The organism is Streptomyces sp. NPDC039736, from assembly GCF_055596485.1.
The window spans coordinates 116,621-132,792 of sequence record NZ_JBVIUQ010000004.1 but is presented as its reverse complement, the minus strand read 5'-3'; the positions used below and the strand labels follow the sequence as shown (position 1 = coordinate 132,792).

The window sequence follows — 16,172 nt, the reverse complement described above, 5'->3', positions numbered from 1 at the left end:
ATACGCCCAGAGGGGTGTTGGAGCACCTGAAAGGTCTGATAAATATTCGGCGCGCGCACTCCGTTCGTTGGAACGGGATTCGATCAAGAGCCGAGGAGCCGCCAGATGGCCGGCAGCAGGAGCAGGGCAGTGAACAGAGCGAACAGCGGGACGACGAACGGGCCTTCGGCCGCCACCACCCGGACGCGGACGGTACGGGTGGCCGCTCTCGCGGCCTGCGCCGCCCTCGCGCTCAGCGCGTGCGGAAGCACCAAGGGCGCCGGCGCGTCGGGCGCCGGCGGCGAGGGCAAGGTCGGCGTCATCCTGCCCCTGCTGACCTCCCCGTTCTGGCAGTCGTACAACGACTACCTGCCGAAGATGGCGAAGGAGGAGAAGGTCGACGCGCTGAAGTCGGTCAACTCCAACTCCGACCCGGCGCAGCAGATCACCGACATGAACAACCAGCTCAACCAGGGCGTGAAGGGCATCGTCGTCGCCCCGCTCGACAGCGCCGCGATAGCCGCCGGCCTCGACCAGGCCGAGCGCAAGGGCGTCCCCGTGGTCGCCGTCGACGTCGCCCCCGAGAAGGGCAAGGTCGCCATGGTCGTGCGGGCGAACAACGTCGCGTACGGGCAGAAGGCCTGCGAGTTCCTCGGGGAGAAGGTCAAGACCGGCAAGGTCGTCCAGATCATGGGCGATCTGGCCTCGGTCAACGGCCGTGAGCGCTCCGAGGCGTTCCGGGCCTGCGCCAAGAAGAAGTACCCCTCCCTGAAGGTCCTGGAGATCCCGGCCAAGTGGGAGTCCGACGCGGCGGCCGCCCAACTGGACACCGTGCTCAACCAGAACCCCGACGTGAAGGGCATCTACCTGCAGGCGGGCGGCGTCTACCTCGCGCCGACCCTGCAGACCCTGAAGTCGAAGAAGCTCCTCAAGCCGGCCGGCGAGGAGGGGCACATCGCCATCGTCTCCAACGACGGCATCCCGCAGGAGTTCGAGGCCATCCGCAAGGGCGAGATCGACGCCACCGTCTCGCAGCCCGCGGACACCTACGCCAAGTACGGCATGTACTACATCAAGAAGGCGATGGCGGGCGAGACCTTCAAGGAGGGCCCGACCGACCACGGCTCCACGATCGTCCGGCACTGGAACGGCTCCCTGGAGGACCAGCTGCCCGCGCCGCTGGTGACGAAGGAGAACGTCGACGACAAGAAGCTCTGGGGCAACAACGTCAAGTGAGCGCCGTGACCCACTCCGACGCCTCCGACCCGGTACCGCTGGTCGAGGCGTCAGGGATCACCAAGCGGTACGGTCCCACGACCGCTCTGCAGGACGGCCGGCTGACCGTGATGCCGGGCGAGTCGCACGCACTGGTGGGGCGCAACGGTGCGGGCAAGTCCACCCTCGTGACCGTCCTCACCGGGCTCCAGGCCCCGGACGCGGGCACGCTCCGCTTCGACGGGGAGCCCGCTCCGGCGCTCTCCGACCGGGACGCGTGGCGGCGCAAGGTCGCCTGCGTGTACCAGAAGCCGACCGTCGTGCCCGAGCTGTCCGTCGCCGAGAACCTGTTCATCCACCGCCAGCCGACCGGCCCCGGCGGTGTCATCAGGTGGAAGCAACTGCACGCCCAGGCGCGCGAGTTGCTGGACACCTGGGACGTGCGGGTCGATCCCGGCGCGCGGACCGCCGACCTCAGGGTCGAGGACCGGCAGATGGTCGAGATCGCCCGCGCGCTGTCCTTCGGGGCCCGGTTCATCGTCCTCGACGAGCCGACCGCCCAGCTCGACAACAAGGAGATCGAACGGCTCTTCGCCCGGATGCGGACCCTCCAGGAGTCCGGGGTCACCTTCCTGTTCATCTCGCACCACCTCCAGGAGGTGTACGAGGTGTGCCAGGCGGTGACGGTCCTGCGGGACGCCCGCTGGATCACCACCGCCCCGGTCGCCGAACTGCCCCGCACCGCCCTGGTCGAGGCCATGGCGGGCGAGGCCGTGACGGTCGCCCGGGACGCCGCCCGCGCCGAGGTGCCCCGCGACGCCCCGGTGCGGCTGCAGGTCACCGGGCTCGGCTCGGCGGCGTACGAGGACATCGACCTGACCGTCCGCGAGGGCGAGGTCGTGGGCCTCGCCGGGACCAGCGGCAGCGGCAAGATCGAGCTGGCGGAGACCTTCGCCGGGCTGTACCGCCCGGAGCGCGGGATCGCCCGGCTCGACGGCCGGGAGCTGCCGTTCGGGGACGTGCCCGCCGCGCTGGCGGCGGGCGTGGGCTGTGTGCCGCGCGACCGGCACGACCAGGGCCTGGTCTCCGGCATGAGCATCGGCGACAACGCCACGATGAGCGTGCTGGACCGGCTCGGGTCGTACGGGTTCGTCGGTGCGGAGAAGAAGCGCGCGGTCGGCGAGGAGCTGATCGAGCGGCTCGACATCCACGCGGAGGGCCCGCACCAGCCCGTCTCCGACCTGTCCGGCGGCAACGCCCAGAAGGTCGTGATGGCCCGGGCGCTGGCCTCCGATCCCCGGCTCCTCGTCCTCATCAACCCCACGGCGGGTGTGGACGTGAAGTCCAAGGAGTCCCTCCTCGCGCGGATGGACAGCGCCCGCGAGGACGGCACGGCGGTGCTCGTCGTGTCCGACGAAATAGACGATCTGCGGCGCTGCGACCGCGTTCTGGTCCTCTTCCACGGGCGGGTCGTCGCCGACCACGCGGCCGGGTGGAACGACCACGAGCTGATCGCATCCATCGAAGGAGTAGACCGTGGCTGACACGACAGCCTCGAAGGCGGCCGCGCACGCACGGGAGCCGGCGGGCACCCCCGCCGACCGGAAGAAGTCCCTGCTGCTGAACCGGGCGCGCGAACTGGCGCTGCTGCCGGCCCTGCTGGTGCTCGTCCTCTTCGGCGCGCTGACCAACGACACCTTCTTCACCAGCGGCAACATCATCTCCATCCTGGGCGCGTCCGCCGCGCTCGCGATGGTGGTGCTGGCGGAGTCGCTGGTGCTGATCACCGGCAAGTTCGACCTGTCGCTGGAGTCGGTCGTGGGCATCGCGCCCGCGATGGGCGCGCTGCTGGTGCTGCCCGCGGTCAGTGCCGGGTTCGGCACGGAGCTGCCGGCGTTCGTCGGCATCCTGGTGATCCTGGTGGTCGGCGGACTCGTCGGGGCGTTCAACGGCGCGCTCGTCGTGAAGCTGAAGCTGAACGCGTTCATCGTGACGCTGGCCATGCTGATCGTGCTGCGCGGGCTGCTCGTCGGGGCGACCGAGGGCAAGACCCTCTTCGGCATGCCGGACGCCTTCTTCGCCCTGGCCACCTCGACCTTCCTCGGCATCCCGCTGTCGGTGTGGATCGCGGCCCTGTGCTTCGGCGCCGCGGGCTTCGTGCTCAAGTACCACCGGGTGGGCCGGGCGCTGTACGCGATCGGCGGCAACCCGGCGGCGGCGCGCGCGGCGGGCATCCGGGTGGACCGGGTCATGCTCGGGGTGTTCGTCACGGCCGGTGTGCTGGCCGCGCTCGGCGGGCTGATCCAGACCGGGTACGTCGGCGCGATCAACGCCAACCAGGGCCAGAACATGGTCTTCACGGTGATGGCCGCGGCCGTCATCGGCGGGATCAGCCTGGACGGCGGCAAGGGCACGATGTTCGGCGCGCTCACCGGTGTGCTGCTGCTGGGCGTCGTGCAGAACCTGCTCACCCTGGCCCAGGTGCCGTCCTTCTGGATCCAGGCCATCTACGGCGGCATCATCCTGATCGCGCTGATGATCGCCCGGGTGACCACGGGACGCGCCCAGGACTGACCCGGGGCCGGCCCCCGCCCGGGCCCGGGACCGTTCGCGCCCGGGCCCGGGACCACCCGTGCCCGGGTTCGGGACCCGTCCGCCCGCACGGTCCCGGGGGCGGCCCCCGGCCGGAGGACCGTACCGGGACGGACGGCCGCGGTCCCTGGCGGCCGGACGGCCATCCGGTCCCGGGAGGCGGGACGCGGGACGCGTCGCGGGGCAGCCCCGAGGCGTGTCCGCCCCCGTCCCCCCTGCTCGCCCGCACCCCATTCGCCCACTCGCCCACCCCGAACGAGGAGTCCAACCGGCATGAAGTTCCAGCGACTTGGTGAGTGCGGCAGCGAGACGCCCGCCCTCCTCGCCGACGACGGCACCGTCCACGACCTCTCCGGACTCACGTCCGACATCGACGGAGCGTTCCTCGCCTCCGGCGGCGTCGAGCGCGTCCGTGCCGCCCACGCGGCCGGTGAGCTGCCGCTCCTCGCCGGCGCCGCCGGCCTGCGGGTCGGAGCGCCCGTCGCCCGGCCCGGGAAGATCGTCTGCATCGGCCTCAACTACCGCGACCACGCCGAGGAGACCGGGGCCGCCGTCCCGCCCCGGCCCGTCGTCTTCATGAAGGACCCGGGCACCGTGGTCGGCCCGTACGACGAGGTGCTGATCCCGCGCGACTCCACCCGTACCGACTGGGAGGTGGAGCTCGGCGTCGTCATCGGCAGCCGCGCCCGCTACCTGGACGGGCCCCGGGAGGCCCTCGCCTGCATCGCCGGGTACGCGGTCAGCCACGACGTCTCCGAGCGCGAGTTCCAGCTCGACTTCTCCTCGCAGTGGGACCTCGGCAAGTCCTGCGAGACCTTCAACCCGCTCGGCCCCTGGCTCGTCACCGCCGACGAGATCGCCGACCCCCAGGACCTGCGCCTGCGGCTGTCCGTCAACGGCGTCGAGCGCCAGGACGGCCATACCGGCGACATGATCTTCGAAATCGCCGAGATCGTCGCGTACTTGAGCCGCTACATGGTGCTGGAGCCCGGCGACGTCATCAACACCGGCACCCCGGCCGGCGTCGCCCTGGGCCTGCCCGGAAATCCGTATCTGCGCGCCGGCGACTCCGTGGAGCTGTCCATCGACGGCCTCGGCAGCCAGCGCCAGACCTTCGCCCAGGCATGAGAGGCCTTCCTCGTGACCCCAACCACGGCTCGTATCACGGCAGTTGACACGTACGACATCCGTTTTCCCACCTCCCGCGAGCTCGACGGCTCCGACGCGATGAACCCGGACCCCGACTACTCCGCCGCGTATCTGATCCTGCGCACGGACGCCCCCGAGGGCCCCGGCAGGATCGAGGGGCACGGCTTCACCTTCACCATCGGGCGCGGCAACGACGTGCAGGTCGCCGCCATCGAGGCGCTCCGGCCCCATGTGATCGGCCGCTCCGTCGACGAACTCTGCGCCGACCCGGGCAGCCTGGGCCGGGCCCTCGTCGGTGACAGCCAGCTCCGCTGGCTGGGACCCGAGAAGGGGGTGATGCACATGGCGATCGGCGCGGTCGTCAACGCCGTCTGGGACCTCGCCGCCAAACGCGCCGAGAAGCCGCTCTGGAAGCTGCTCGCCGACGCCGACCCCGAGTGGCTCGTGGCGCAGATCGACTTCCGCTACATCGCCGACGTGCTGAGCCCCGCCGACGCCCTGCACCTGCTCCGTGCCGGCAAGCAGGGAGCCGCCGAACGCGAGGCGAAGCTCCGCGAGACCGGCTACCCCGGCTACACCACCTCGCCCGGCTGGCTCGGCTACTCCGACGAGAAGCTGACCCGCCTCGCCCAGGAGGCGGTCGCCGACGGCTTCACCCAGATCAAGCTGAAGGTGGGCGCCGACCTCGCCGACGACGTACGCCGCATGCGCACGGCGCGCGCCGCCGTGGGACCGGACATCCGCATCGCCATCGACGCCAACCAGCGCTGGAACGTCGGCGAGGCCATCGAGTGGACCCGGGCGCTGGGCGACTTCGACCCGTACTGGATCGAGGAGCCCACCAGTCCCGACGACGTCCTCGGCCACGCCGCCGTCCGCGAGGCCGTCGGCCCCGACATCAAGGTCGCGACCGGCGAGCACGTCCAGAACCGCATCATCTTCAAGCAGCTCCTCCAGGCGGGCGCGCTGGACGTCCTCCAGATCGACGCGGCGCGCGTCGGCGGTGTGGGCGAGAACCTGGCGATCCTGCTCCTCGCCGCCAAGTTCGGCGTCCCGGTCTGCCCGCACGCGGGCGGCGTGGGCCTGTGCGAGCTGGTGCAGCACCTGTCGATGTTCGACTACGTCGCGCTCACCGGCACCACCGAGGACCGGGTCATCGAGTACGTCGACCACCTCCACCAGCACTTCACCGACCCGGTCGTGATGCGCCGGGGCCACTACACGGCCCCCACCGCGCCCGGCTTCTCGGCGACCATGCACGCGGAGTCGATCGCCGAGTTCACCTATCCGGACGGCCGGTTCTGGGCCGCCGACCTGGCCGCACAGATCACCGAAGGGGCAGGGGCATGAGCGAGCTGGCAGGGCTGAGGGCGCTGGTCACCGGGGGCGCGTCGGGCATCGGCCTGGCCACCGCCCGGCTGCTGGCGGCACGGGGCGCACAGGTGGCCGTACTGGATCTGGACCCCTCGGGGGCCCGGCCCCCGCTGCTCGGGTTCACGGCGGACGTCGCGGACGACGCCTCGGTACGGTCCGGGGTGGCGGCCGCGCTGGAAGCGCTGGGCGGACTGGACGTCCTGGTCAACAACGCGGGCATCGGGGCCGCCGGAACCGTCGAGGACAACGACGACGAGCAGTGGCACCGGGTGCTGGACGTCAACGTGGTCGGCATGGTCCGGGTGACCCGCGCGGCCCTGCCCGCGCTGCGCGCGTCGGCGCACGCGTCGATCGTCAACACCTGCTCGATCGCCGCCACCGCCGGGCTTCCCCAGCGCGCCCTGTACAGCGCGAGCAAGGGCGCGGTCCTGTCCCTGACCCTCGCGATGGCCGCCGACCACGTCCGGGAGGGGATACGCGTCAACTGCGTCAACCCCGGCACCGCGGACACCCCGTGGGTGGGCCGCCTGCTGGACGCGGCCGACGACCCGGAGGCGGAGCGCGCCGCGCTCAACGCCCGCCAGCCCATGGGCCGCCTGGTCAGCGCTGACGAGGTCGCCGCCGCGGTCGCCTACTTGGCGAGCCCGGCCGCCGGCTCGGTCACCGGCGCCTCGCTGGCCGTGGACGGCGGCATGCAGGGCCTGCGCCTGCGTCCGGAGGGCCGATGAGGACCCTGGGCGGCAGCAAGGTCGCGGTGAGCGCGCTCGGGTTCGGGGCGGCGACCCTCGGCAACCTCTTCCGGGAGGTCTCCGACGAGGACGCGCACGCCGCCGTGGACGCGGCCTGGGCGGCCGGGGTCCGTTACTTCGACACGGCCCCGCACTACGGCCTGGGCCTCTCCGAACGCCGCCTGGGGGAGGCCCTGCGCGGGCGCCCCAGGGACGCGTACACCCTGTCGACGAAGGCCGGCCGCCTCCTGGTGCCGGACGGTGCGGACGGTGCGGGTGGTTCCGGCGGCACGGACGAGGGTTTCGCGGTGGCCGCGGACCGCCGCCGGGTGTGGGACTTCAGCGCGGACGGGGTGCGCAGGTCCATCGAGGACAGCCTGACCCGGCTGGGCCTGGACCGGATCGACGTCGTCTACCTGCACGACGCCGACGAGTGCGGCGACGGCGGCGAACAGGCCCTGCGCGAGGCCTACCCCGCACTGGAGCGGATGCGGGCGGAGGGCACGGTCGGCGCGATCGGCGCGGGCATGAACCAGGTCGCCCCGCTGGAGCGCTACCTCAGGGAGACGGACGCCGACGTGCTGCTGTGCGCCGGCCGGTACAGCCTGCTGGACCAGCGGGCGGGGACGTCGTTGCTGCCGGAGGCGCTGCGGCGCGGCCGGAGCGTGGTGATCGGCGGGGTCTTCAACTCGGGGCTGCTGGCCGATCCGCAGCCGGGGGCGACGTACGACTACAAGGCGGCGTCCGTGGACCTGCTGGGCCGGGCCCTGCGCATCAAGGCCGTCGCGGAGGCCCACGGGGTCCCGCTGCGGGCCGCCGCCCTGAACTTCCCGTTCCGCCACCCGGCGGTGGCGAGCGTGCTGGTGGGGATGCGGTCGGCGGCGGAGGCCGCGGACGCGGCGGCGATGCTGGCCGTCCGGGTGCCGGGGGAGCTGTGGGACGAGCTGCGGGAAGAGGGGCTGCTGACGCTGTGAGCACCGGTGCGGTGGACGGGCGGATCGGACGGGGGGCCGGTGTCGTGAGCGGGCGGACCGGGCGGGAGGTGCCGGTGCGGTGAGCGGGCGGATCGTGGACGCGCACCACCATGTGTGGGACCTGACGGTACGGGACCAGGACTGGATCACCGGTCCCCGGCTGGCGCCCCTGCGGCGCGACTTCCTGATGTCCGACCTGCTGCCGGAGGCCCGGGCGGCGGGCGTGGACGCGACGGTCCTGGTCCAGACGGTCACGGTCGCGGACGAGACCCCGGAGCTGCTGGCGCTGGCCGCCGCGCACGAGCTGATCGCGGGGGTGGTCGGGTGGACCGACCTCACCTCGGACGGCGTGGCCGACGAACTGGCCCGCCTGCGCGCGCTGCCCGGCGGCCCGGCGCTGGTGGGCGTCCGCCACCAGGTCCAGGCGGAGCCCGACCCGCGGTGGCTGCTGCGGGAGGACGTGGGCCGGGGCCTGGCGGCGGTGGCGGCCGCGGGACTGGCGTACGACCTAGTGGTCGTGCCCGGCCAGCTCGCCGCCGCGACGGAGGCCGCGGCGGCGCACCCGGGCCTGACCTTCGTCCTGGACCACCTGGGCAAGCCGCCGATCGCGCGGGGCGGGCCCGAGCCGTGGGCCGCGCTGGTGCGGGAGCTGGCGGCGCTGCCGAACGTGGTGTGCAAGCTGTCGGGGATGGTGGTGGAGGCGGACTGGGACCACTGGCGGACCGACGACCTGCGGCCGTACGCGGAGGTGGTGCTGGACGCCTTCGGTCCGGAGCGGCTGATGTACGGGTCGGACTGGCCGGTGTGCCGCCTGGCCGCCACCTACGCACAAGTGCTGGACGTGGCGCGGGAGTTGACGGCGGACCTGTCGGACGCCGAGCGGACGCAGGTGTTCGGCGGAACGGCGGCCAGGGTGTACGGAGTGTAGCCGCAGCCGGCCCTGCGGCAGCGGCCAGGCGATCTGCGCCGCGTACACCGCCGACCGGATTTCGCGGCGGGGACCCGGCCGTGCGGCGGAGGGCGCGGCGGGAACCCGGCTGTGCGGCGGAGGGTGCGGCGGGGACCCGGCCGCGCGGCGGAGGGTGCGGCGGGAGCGGGGGCGCCGCTCACCGCAGCGGGGCCTGCCAGCTCACCACGGTCTCCGCCCGCCCGCCCTGGCTCTCGCCCGCGTCCGAGCCCTGCCGCTCCCCGGCCTGCCGCTCCCCGTCGTCGCGCACCGTCAGCCGTACACCGTCGCGCCCGTTCGGGAGGTGTGCCGTCGCGTCCACGCGGACCTGCACGGAGGTGACGCCCGCACGCCGGTGCGCGGCGGCCAGTGCCCCGCGCAGGGCCGCGATCAGTTGTTTCGCCACCGGTTCGGGGACCACCGCGTCGACGGCCCCCTCGAAGTGCACGGACGGCGCGAACCCGAGCAGCGCGCCCGCGCCGGCCGTCTCCCGCAGCACCCTGCCCCGTACGGTCGTCGGCGCGTCGGCGGGGGGCTGCTGGAGGGCGAAGATCGCGGTGCGGACCTCCTGGATGGTGGAGTCCAGCTCGTCGACGGCCCGTGCGAGCAGCTCGTCCATGCCGGGGGCCGCGGACGCGGCGTTCGCCGCCCGCCGCCGGGTCGACTCCAGCATCATCTCCGTCGCGAACAGGCGTTGTACGACCAGGTCGTGCAGGTCGCGGGCGATCCGGTCCCGGTCCTCGAAGACCGCCAGGCGCTCCCGGGCCTCGCGTCCGTCGGCCAGCACCATCGCGAGCGCGGCCTGCGAGGCGAACTGGGTGGCGAGCAGCCGCTCGACCGCCGTGTACGGCACGTCGCCGCGGCGGCGGGGCAGGGCGAGCGTCCCGATGAGCCGGCCGCCGCTCTGCAGGGGCAGCAGCATGCTGGGGCCGAAACGGGACCGCACGGCCGTCGTCATCCGGTCGTCCGTCGCCGAGTCCTCCACGAACACCGGCTCGCCGCCCAGGAGTTGGGTGAGCACCGGGCTGCCGGGCTCGATCGCGGTGCCGAGCAGGTCGGCCGCGTCGTCGCCGGGCCCGGTGGCCGCGGCCACGATCTCCATGCCGGCGTCCTCGGTCGGCTGGAGGACGATTCCGGCCGCCGCGCCGGACAGCAGGCGGGCCTTGTCGGCGACGGTCATGAGCGGGTCCTCGGCGCTCCCGCCGTGCAGCAGGGCGGTGGTGACGGCGGCGGCACCCTCGATCCAGTGCTCGCGCAGCCGGGCCGTCTCGTACAGGCGGGCGTTGCCGATGGCGATGCCGGCCTGCGCGGCGAGGACGCGCAGCAGCGAGAGGTCGTCGGGTGTGAAGGGGACGCCGCCCTGCTTCTCGGTCAGGTACAGGTTGCCGAAGACCTGGGCGTCCACCCGGACCGGCACCCCGACGAAGGTGTCCATCGCCGGATGCCCGGCGGGGAAGCCCACCGAGCGGATGTCGGCGCGGACGCTCGGCACGAGCAGCGGGCGCGGTTCCCGGACCAGCACGCCCAGCAGACCGCTGTGCCCGTCCGGCAGCCGTCCGATCCGCTCGCGGGCCGCCGCGTCCAGACCCGCCGTGTACAGGTCGGTGACGCGGGTCCGCTCGGCGTCGAGCACCCCGAGGGCGCCGTACCTCGCCCCGGTGAGCTCCACGGCCGAGTCCACCAGGTGCTGGAGGGTGCCGCGCAGCTCCAGGTCCGTGCCCACGCCGAGCACCGCGTCGAGCAGCCGGGGCAGGCCGGGGGCCGTGCGTCCCTCTCGGTGCATGGCGGTCGGGTTCCTTCGTGCCGGGTATGTGCCGATCTCGTACGACCCTAACCAGGCGGGGCGGCGGGCCGCAGCTTCCGGCGGCGGCGGTCGCGCTGCCCCGCGCCGGTCTTCCCGCGCCCTCTCGCACCCCGTCGGCCGTCACGCGGCCCCTATGTGGCGGGGCCGGCCTCCGGGGGCTGCTGGTCGGCCTGGGCGGCGGCATGGACGGGGGTCTGTTCGGCGGACTGGTCGGGAGACTGCCCGGCGGCCCGCGCCGAGGACTTGCGGGTCCACCTGTGCTCGCCCCCGCGCTCCGTCTTCGGCTGCGTCAGCGGGTCCAGGATCAAAGGCTGGATCCGCCCCTCCAGCATCGCCCCGAGCCCCAGCACCGCACACACGTCCGGCCGCTCCGCGATCTTCACCCGCATGCCCGTCGCGTCCCGCAGCATCTGGTCCAGGCCGGGCAGCAGGGCGCTGCCGCCGACCATCATGATGCCGCTCTCGCCGAGGTCGGCGACCAGGTCCGGCGGGCAGGTCCGCAGGATCTTCCCGATGCCGTCCAGAACGGCGGTCAGCGGGGTGTGGATGGCCCGCTGCACGGCCGCCGTGTCCACGTGCACCGAGCGGGGGAGCCCGGTCACCACGTCCCGCCCGTGGATCTCCGTGGACACCGGACCGCCCGCCGCCAGCCCGCTGGAGCGCAGGGCCAGTTGCAGCGGACGCACCGACTGCGAGGGCAGCATCAGCTCGTGCGCCTGCCGCAGGTGCTGGACGACGGCGTGGTCGATGGCGTTGCCGCCGACGGGGATGCGCTCGGCGCCCACGATCGAGCCGAGCGAGAGCACCGCCACCTGGGTGGTGGCCGCCCCGCACACCATGATCATGGTCGCCCTGGGCTGCTCCACCGGGAGCCCGCAGCCGACGGCCGCCGCGATGAGGGTGTCCACCAGTTCCACGCGGCGGGCCCCGATCCCGGTGAGCGTCTCGACGGCGGCGCGCTGGGCGAGCGGGTCGGCGTCGTGCGGGGTGCAGGCGGCGGCCCGCAGGCCCGGCTTGCGGCGGAGCTGGCGGCGGAGCTTGTCGCCGAGCAGGCTGCGGAGCATCCGCCGGGCCATCTCGATGTCGACGACGGTGCCGCCGGAGACGGGGCGGACGACCCGGATGTAGTCGGGGGTGCGCCCGGTCATCTGTTCCGCGAAGGCGCCGACCGCGATGAGGGCGCCGGTGCGGGTGTTGACGGCGGCGCAGCTCGGTTCGTCGACCACGAGGCCGAGCCCCTTCACGAAGACCCGGGTCCTGGAGGCCCCCAGATCGACGGCGACATGGCAACGGCGCAACTGCTCAAGGCTGACGGTCATAGTCGCATCGTGCGGGGTGCGCGCGGTGGGCGCGCGCTGGGCTGCGCCGCACGGGGTACGGGAACTGACGCCGCGCCAGAATCTTCCGGTACGTCAGGAACTCGGCCCCTCACCCCGCCGACCGCGGGCTCCCGGGGTCTACGGCGTCTCCCGCAGCCCCTGGAAGAGGCCCCAGCAGAACTCCGCCACCCGGGCCGTGCCGTCCGGCAGGGTGAGCGACAGACGGGCCCGGTGGGGGGCGCCGCCGTCGAGCATCCGTACCGGACCGAAGGCCGCGAAGGCCCGGGCCACCTCGTCCACCGTCGCCGACCAGGGCGCCAGGTCGTCGGCCGAGCCCAGCGAGGGCCCCGGCGCGTCCGGCGCCCGCACCAGCCACTCGTTCCACGCCGTCCCGTCCGGCCCCGTGACCACCTCCAGCCGCAGGTCGGGCCAGAGCGGCACCCGCCACTGGTGCGCCTCGCACTCCAGGTCCCCCACCGTGCGCCGCACCACCGCCACAGGCGGTCCCAGCACCGACCGGTAGCGGTTCACCGCCCCGCGCGCCCGGGGCGAGCGGACCATCGCCTGCCAGCGGCGATTGACCTCCCGCATCGCGGTGAGGCTCACTCCCATCGCGATCCGGGCGTCCTCCACCAGCCCCGGCTGGTGGTCGGCCATCCGCCGCAACAAAACGAGCTGGAACTCCCGGGGCCCCAGCGCTCCGCCCGCCCCGCCGGCCGCGACACCCACCATGACCCACCTCACTTACTTGACAATCTCAATCATTGAGGAGCAAGGTTCTTCCAGATACTAAAGTTTCCCCGCGTCGATCCGGAGGCCGCACCCGTCATGACCACTCTCCCCACCACCGGCCGCGCCTGGCACCTCGTACGCCGCCCGAACGGCTGGCCGGTCCCGGAGGACTTCGCGCTCGTCGAGACCCCGGTCACCGAGCCCGCCCCCGGCCGGGTCCTCGTCCGGAACCTCTACCTCTCCGTCGACCCGTACATGCGCGGCCGCATGAACGACGTGAAGTCCTACGTCCCGCCCTTCCGGCTCGACGAGCCGATGACCGGCGGCGCGGTCGGCGAGGTCATCGCCTCGGCGGACGAGCGCTTCGCCGTCGGCGACCACGTCCTGCACGACCTGGGCTGGCGCGAGTACGCGGACCTGAAGGCGGACTACGCCACCAAGGTCTCCGCCGAGCTCGCCCCCCTCTCCACCTACCTCGGCGTCCTCGGCATGCCGGGCCTGACCGCCTACGCGGGACTCTTCGAGGTGGCCTCCTTCAAGGAGGGCGACACCGTCTTCGTCTCCGGCGCGGCGGGCGCGGTCGGCAGCCAGGTGGGCCAGATGGCCAAGCTGCGCGGCGCCAAGCGCGTGGTCGGCTCCGCGGGCTCCGCCGACAAGATCAAGCTCCTCACCGAGGAGTACGGCTTCGACGCCGCCTTCAACTACAAGGACGACGCCCCCGTCGTCGAGCAGCTCCGCGAGACCGCCCCCGAGGGCATCGACGTCTACTTCGACAACGTCGGCGGCGAGCACCTGGAGGCGGCCATCTCCTCCCTCACCGTGCACGGCCGGGCCACCCTGTGCGGTGCGATCTCCGGCTACAACGAGACGGAGCCGGTCCCGGGCCCGCGCAACATGATGGCGATCATCGGCAAGCGCCTGCGGCTCCAGGGCATCCTGGTCGCCGACCACGCCGACCTCCAGCCGAAGTTCGTCGAGGAGGTCTCCGCGTGGATCCGCTCGGGCGAGCTGAAGTACCACGAGACCACCGTCGAGGGCATCGACCACAACGTCGACGCGTTCCTCGGCATGCTGCGCGGCGAGAACACCGGAAAGATGATCGTTTCCCTGGTCTGAGGTCCGGACACACGAACCGATAGAGTCCGCGTACACCGTCACGGCGCGTGGGCGCGAGCCGCTGGCGAACCAAGCAGGAGGATCAACCCGTATGTCCATCCAGAAGATCGACGTCAAGTACACCGCTGTCGCCACCGCGGAGAACGGCCGCGACGGCCGGGTCGCCACGGACGACGGCAAGCTGGACGTAGTGGTCAACCCGCCGAAGGAGATGGGCGGCAGCGGCGCGGGCACCAACCCGGAGCAGCTCTTCGCCGCCGGCTACAGCGCCTGCTTCCAGGGCGCGCTCGGCGTGGTGGCCCGCAAGGAGAAGGTCGACATCACCGGCTCCACCGTCACCGCGAAGGTCGGCATCGGCTCGACCGAGGCGGGCGGCTTCGGCCTGGAGGTCGCGATCTCGGCCTCCATCCCGAACGTGGACGAGGCCACCGCGAAGTCCCTGGTCGAGAAGGCCCACGAGGTCTGCCCGTACTCCAGCGCCACCCGCGGCAACATCAAGGTCGAGCTGTCCGTCGCCTGATGCGCTAGCCGTACGCGAAGAGGGGCCGCACTCCACGGAGTGCGGCCCCTCTTCCGTGCCCTTGCCGGGCGCGACCGGTCCGTGCCCCGCCGGGACGGGGACTGTGCTTGATCTGCGGCTCCGCCGCGTGGGCGCGACCGGGTCCGTGCCCCGCATCAGGGGCGCGGGGCTGTGCACATTTGCGGCTCCGCCGCGTGGGCGCGACCGGGTCCGTGCCCCGCATCAGGGGCGCGGGGAACTGCACGATCAGCCACGACGCATCCGCACGGGAACCGTGCATGCCCCCGCGGGTCCAGGTGAAGGGGCGGGGCCGGGGACACCTCGCGCAAGCGCATCCCCGCCGCACCCACCGGGTAGACCTCAAGCCCCCGGCAAGCCCCCGCAGGACGACCCCGTGACCCGGCACAGAGCCTTCCCCGCAGGGCCCCCGGCCCCGGAGAAAGGCCCCCGGGCCTCGGAGAGAAGCCCCCGGGCCCCCGGAAACAAGCCCCCGGGCCCCCGGAGAGAAGCCTCCCGGGCCCCGCCTACGCGGAAGCCGCCCTCACCACCGCCCTCACCAACCGCACGTTCTCCGCCCCCGCCCCGCCCGGATACGCCACCCGCCTCCGGTTGTACCCGTACGCGATCCGCTGCCGGGGATCGGCGAACGCCACCGCCCCCGCCGCCCCGCTGTGCCCGATCGACCCCTGCCCCAGCACCGGGTACTTGTCCTCGGACATCGCCTGAAACCCCACCGCGAACACCGACCGGCTCGCGGGCCCCCCGACCAGGTCGACCCCGTCGGACTGGATCTGCCCGAACTCGGCCAGCGTCCGCGCCGACAGCAGCGCCCCCCGCTCCACCCCGTCCCCGAGGACCGCCCGGTACATCCCCGCGATGCCGCGCGCCGAGCCGACCCCGCCCGCCGACAGCTGCCCGTTCGCCCGCAGCGCGTAGGAGTTGCCCGCCTCCACCAGGTCCGTCGGCTTCTCGGCGTTCAGGTTGAAGGCGATCCCGCCGAGCGAGTGCGCACCGAACGGGTCGGCGTCGATCTCCGCCTGCTGCGCGGCCGTCGGCATCATCGGCAGCGTGTCCAGCACCCGGTGCGCCTCCGCGTCCGGCAGCCCGACGAAGAAGTCGAGCCCGTACGGCGCCCGCACCCGCTCCTCGTAGATCTCCCGCACCGACCGCCCGGTGACCCGCCGCACGACCTCGTCGGCGAGCGCCCCGACGACGAAGGCGTGGTACCCGACGGCCGTGCCGGGCCGCCAGTACGGCCGCTGCCCGGCGAGCCGCGCCGCGATCGCCCGGTCGTCGGCGAGTTCCTCCGCGGTGAACCCGGTGTCCGCGCCCACCACCCCCGCCCGGTGCGCGAGCAGTTCCCGCAGCGTCAGCCGGTCCTTCCCGTGCACCCCGAACTCCGGCCAGTAGGAGGCGACCTCGCGGTCCAGCTCCAGCACCCCGTCCTGCACCAGCAGCGCCACCACCAGATACACGGCGCCCTTGGTGACGGAGTACACCGGAGTCAGCGAGTCCGCCCCGATTCCCGGGCCGCCCCACAGGTCCACGACCAGTTCGCCGCGCACGTACACGGCGAGCTGGGCGGAGTGGTCCGGCCCCTCGTCGGGGTCGGCGAGGGCGGCCGCGAACTCCTCGCGGACGCCCTCGTAACCTGCGGCGACGGTCCCCTCGACCTCGACCTCGATCCCGCTCATGCGGATCAACCCCCCGATGACAGCGTTCTC

13 protein-coding genes and 1 pseudogene are annotated in these 16,172 nt (G+C 73.2%); 10 read left to right on the top strand and 4 right to left on the bottom strand.

The window, feature by feature from the left end:
• Positions 1 to 105 precede the first annotated feature (105 nt).
• The 8 genes from ACZ56L_RS13875 (at position 106) to ACZ56L_RS13840 (ending at position 8,939) form a co-directional block, all read left to right on the top strand.
• Positions 106 to 1,215, top strand: a complete 1,110-nt coding sequence (locus ACZ56L_RS13875; RefSeq protein WP_380837015.1) for a sugar ABC transporter substrate-binding protein — start codon at positions 106 to 108, stop codon at positions 1,213 to 1,215.
• Positions 1,212 to 2,738, top strand: a complete 1,527-nt coding sequence (locus ACZ56L_RS13870) for a sugar ABC transporter ATP-binding protein (RefSeq protein WP_471064034.1) — start codon at positions 1,212 to 1,214, stop codon at positions 2,736 to 2,738. Before ACZ56L_RS13875 ends, ACZ56L_RS13870 begins: the two co-directional genes overlap by 4 nt.
• Positions 2,731 to 3,768 carry an ABC transporter permease gene (locus tag ACZ56L_RS13865; protein ID WP_468686043.1) on the top strand — a complete coding sequence of 346 codons (1,038 nt, stop codon included), beginning with the start codon at positions 2,731 to 2,733 and terminating at the stop codon, positions 3,766 to 3,768. Before ACZ56L_RS13870 ends, ACZ56L_RS13865 begins: the two co-directional genes overlap by 8 nt.
• 291 nt (positions 3,769 to 4,059) lie before the next feature.
• Entirely contained in the window at positions 4,060 to 4,914 is an 855-nt protein-coding gene (locus ACZ56L_RS13860; protein ID WP_471064032.1) for a fumarylacetoacetate hydrolase family protein, read from the top strand.
• A 12-nt stretch (positions 4,915 to 4,926) separates the two neighbouring features.
• Entirely contained in the window at positions 4,927 to 6,285 is a 1,359-nt protein-coding gene (locus tag ACZ56L_RS13855; protein ID WP_401757172.1) for an L-fuconate dehydratase, read from the top strand.
• A complete protein-coding gene (locus ACZ56L_RS13850; protein WP_468686036.1) occupies positions 6,282 to 7,037 on the top strand; it encodes an SDR family NAD(P)-dependent oxidoreductase in 756 nt (251 codons plus the stop codon). Before ACZ56L_RS13855 ends, ACZ56L_RS13850 begins: the two co-directional genes overlap by 4 nt.
• Complete coding sequence (locus ACZ56L_RS13845; RefSeq protein WP_345223181.1) at positions 7,034 to 8,011, top strand: aldo/keto reductase; 978 nt, start codon at positions 7,034 to 7,036, stop codon at positions 8,009 to 8,011. Before ACZ56L_RS13850 ends, ACZ56L_RS13845 begins: the two co-directional genes overlap by 4 nt.
• A gap of 79 nt (positions 8,012 to 8,090) precedes the next feature.
• Entirely contained in the window at positions 8,091 to 8,939 is an 849-nt protein-coding gene (locus ACZ56L_RS13840) for an amidohydrolase family protein (protein ID WP_471064029.1), read from the top strand.
• 178 nt (positions 8,940 to 9,117) lie between these two features.
• On the opposite strand, the gene ACZ56L_RS13835 is transcribed toward ACZ56L_RS13840, so the two are convergent.
• The 3 genes and pseudogenes from ACZ56L_RS13835 to ACZ56L_RS13825 form a co-directional block, all read right to left on the bottom strand.
• Positions 9,118 to 10,740, bottom strand: a complete 1,623-nt coding sequence (locus ACZ56L_RS13835; RefSeq protein WP_471064027.1) for a sensor histidine kinase — start codon at positions 10,738 to 10,740, stop codon at positions 9,118 to 9,120.
• Between the two features lie 311 nt (positions 10,741 to 11,051).
• Positions 11,052 to 12,080 (bottom strand): annotated as a pseudogene (locus tag ACZ56L_RS13830) (rod shape-determining protein); the annotation flags it as partial.
• Between the two features lie 138 nt (positions 12,081 to 12,218).
• Complete coding sequence (locus ACZ56L_RS13825; protein WP_471064025.1) at positions 12,219 to 12,812, bottom strand: hypothetical protein; 594 nt, start codon at positions 12,810 to 12,812, stop codon at positions 12,219 to 12,221.
• A 96-nt stretch (positions 12,813 to 12,908) separates the two neighbouring features.
• Between ACZ56L_RS13825 and ACZ56L_RS13820 the strand changes: the two genes are divergently transcribed.
• Complete coding sequence (locus ACZ56L_RS13820; protein ID WP_471064023.1) at positions 12,909 to 13,928, top strand: NADP-dependent oxidoreductase; 1,020 nt, start codon at positions 12,909 to 12,911, stop codon at positions 13,926 to 13,928.
• 91 nt (positions 13,929 to 14,019) lie between these two features.
• Positions 14,020 to 14,448 carry an organic hydroperoxide resistance protein gene (locus ACZ56L_RS13815; RefSeq protein WP_345223185.1) on the top strand — a complete coding sequence of 143 codons (429 nt, stop codon included), beginning with the start codon at positions 14,020 to 14,022 and terminating at the stop codon, positions 14,446 to 14,448.
• A 524-nt stretch (positions 14,449 to 14,972) separates the two neighbouring features.
• On the opposite strand, the gene ACZ56L_RS13810 is transcribed toward ACZ56L_RS13815, so the two are convergent.
• On the bottom strand, positions 14,973 to 16,133 hold the full coding sequence (locus ACZ56L_RS13810; RefSeq protein WP_471064679.1) for a serine hydrolase domain-containing protein: 1,161 nt from the start codon (positions 16,131 to 16,133) through the stop codon (positions 14,973 to 14,975).
• Between the last annotated feature and the right edge of the window lie 39 nt (positions 16,134 to 16,172).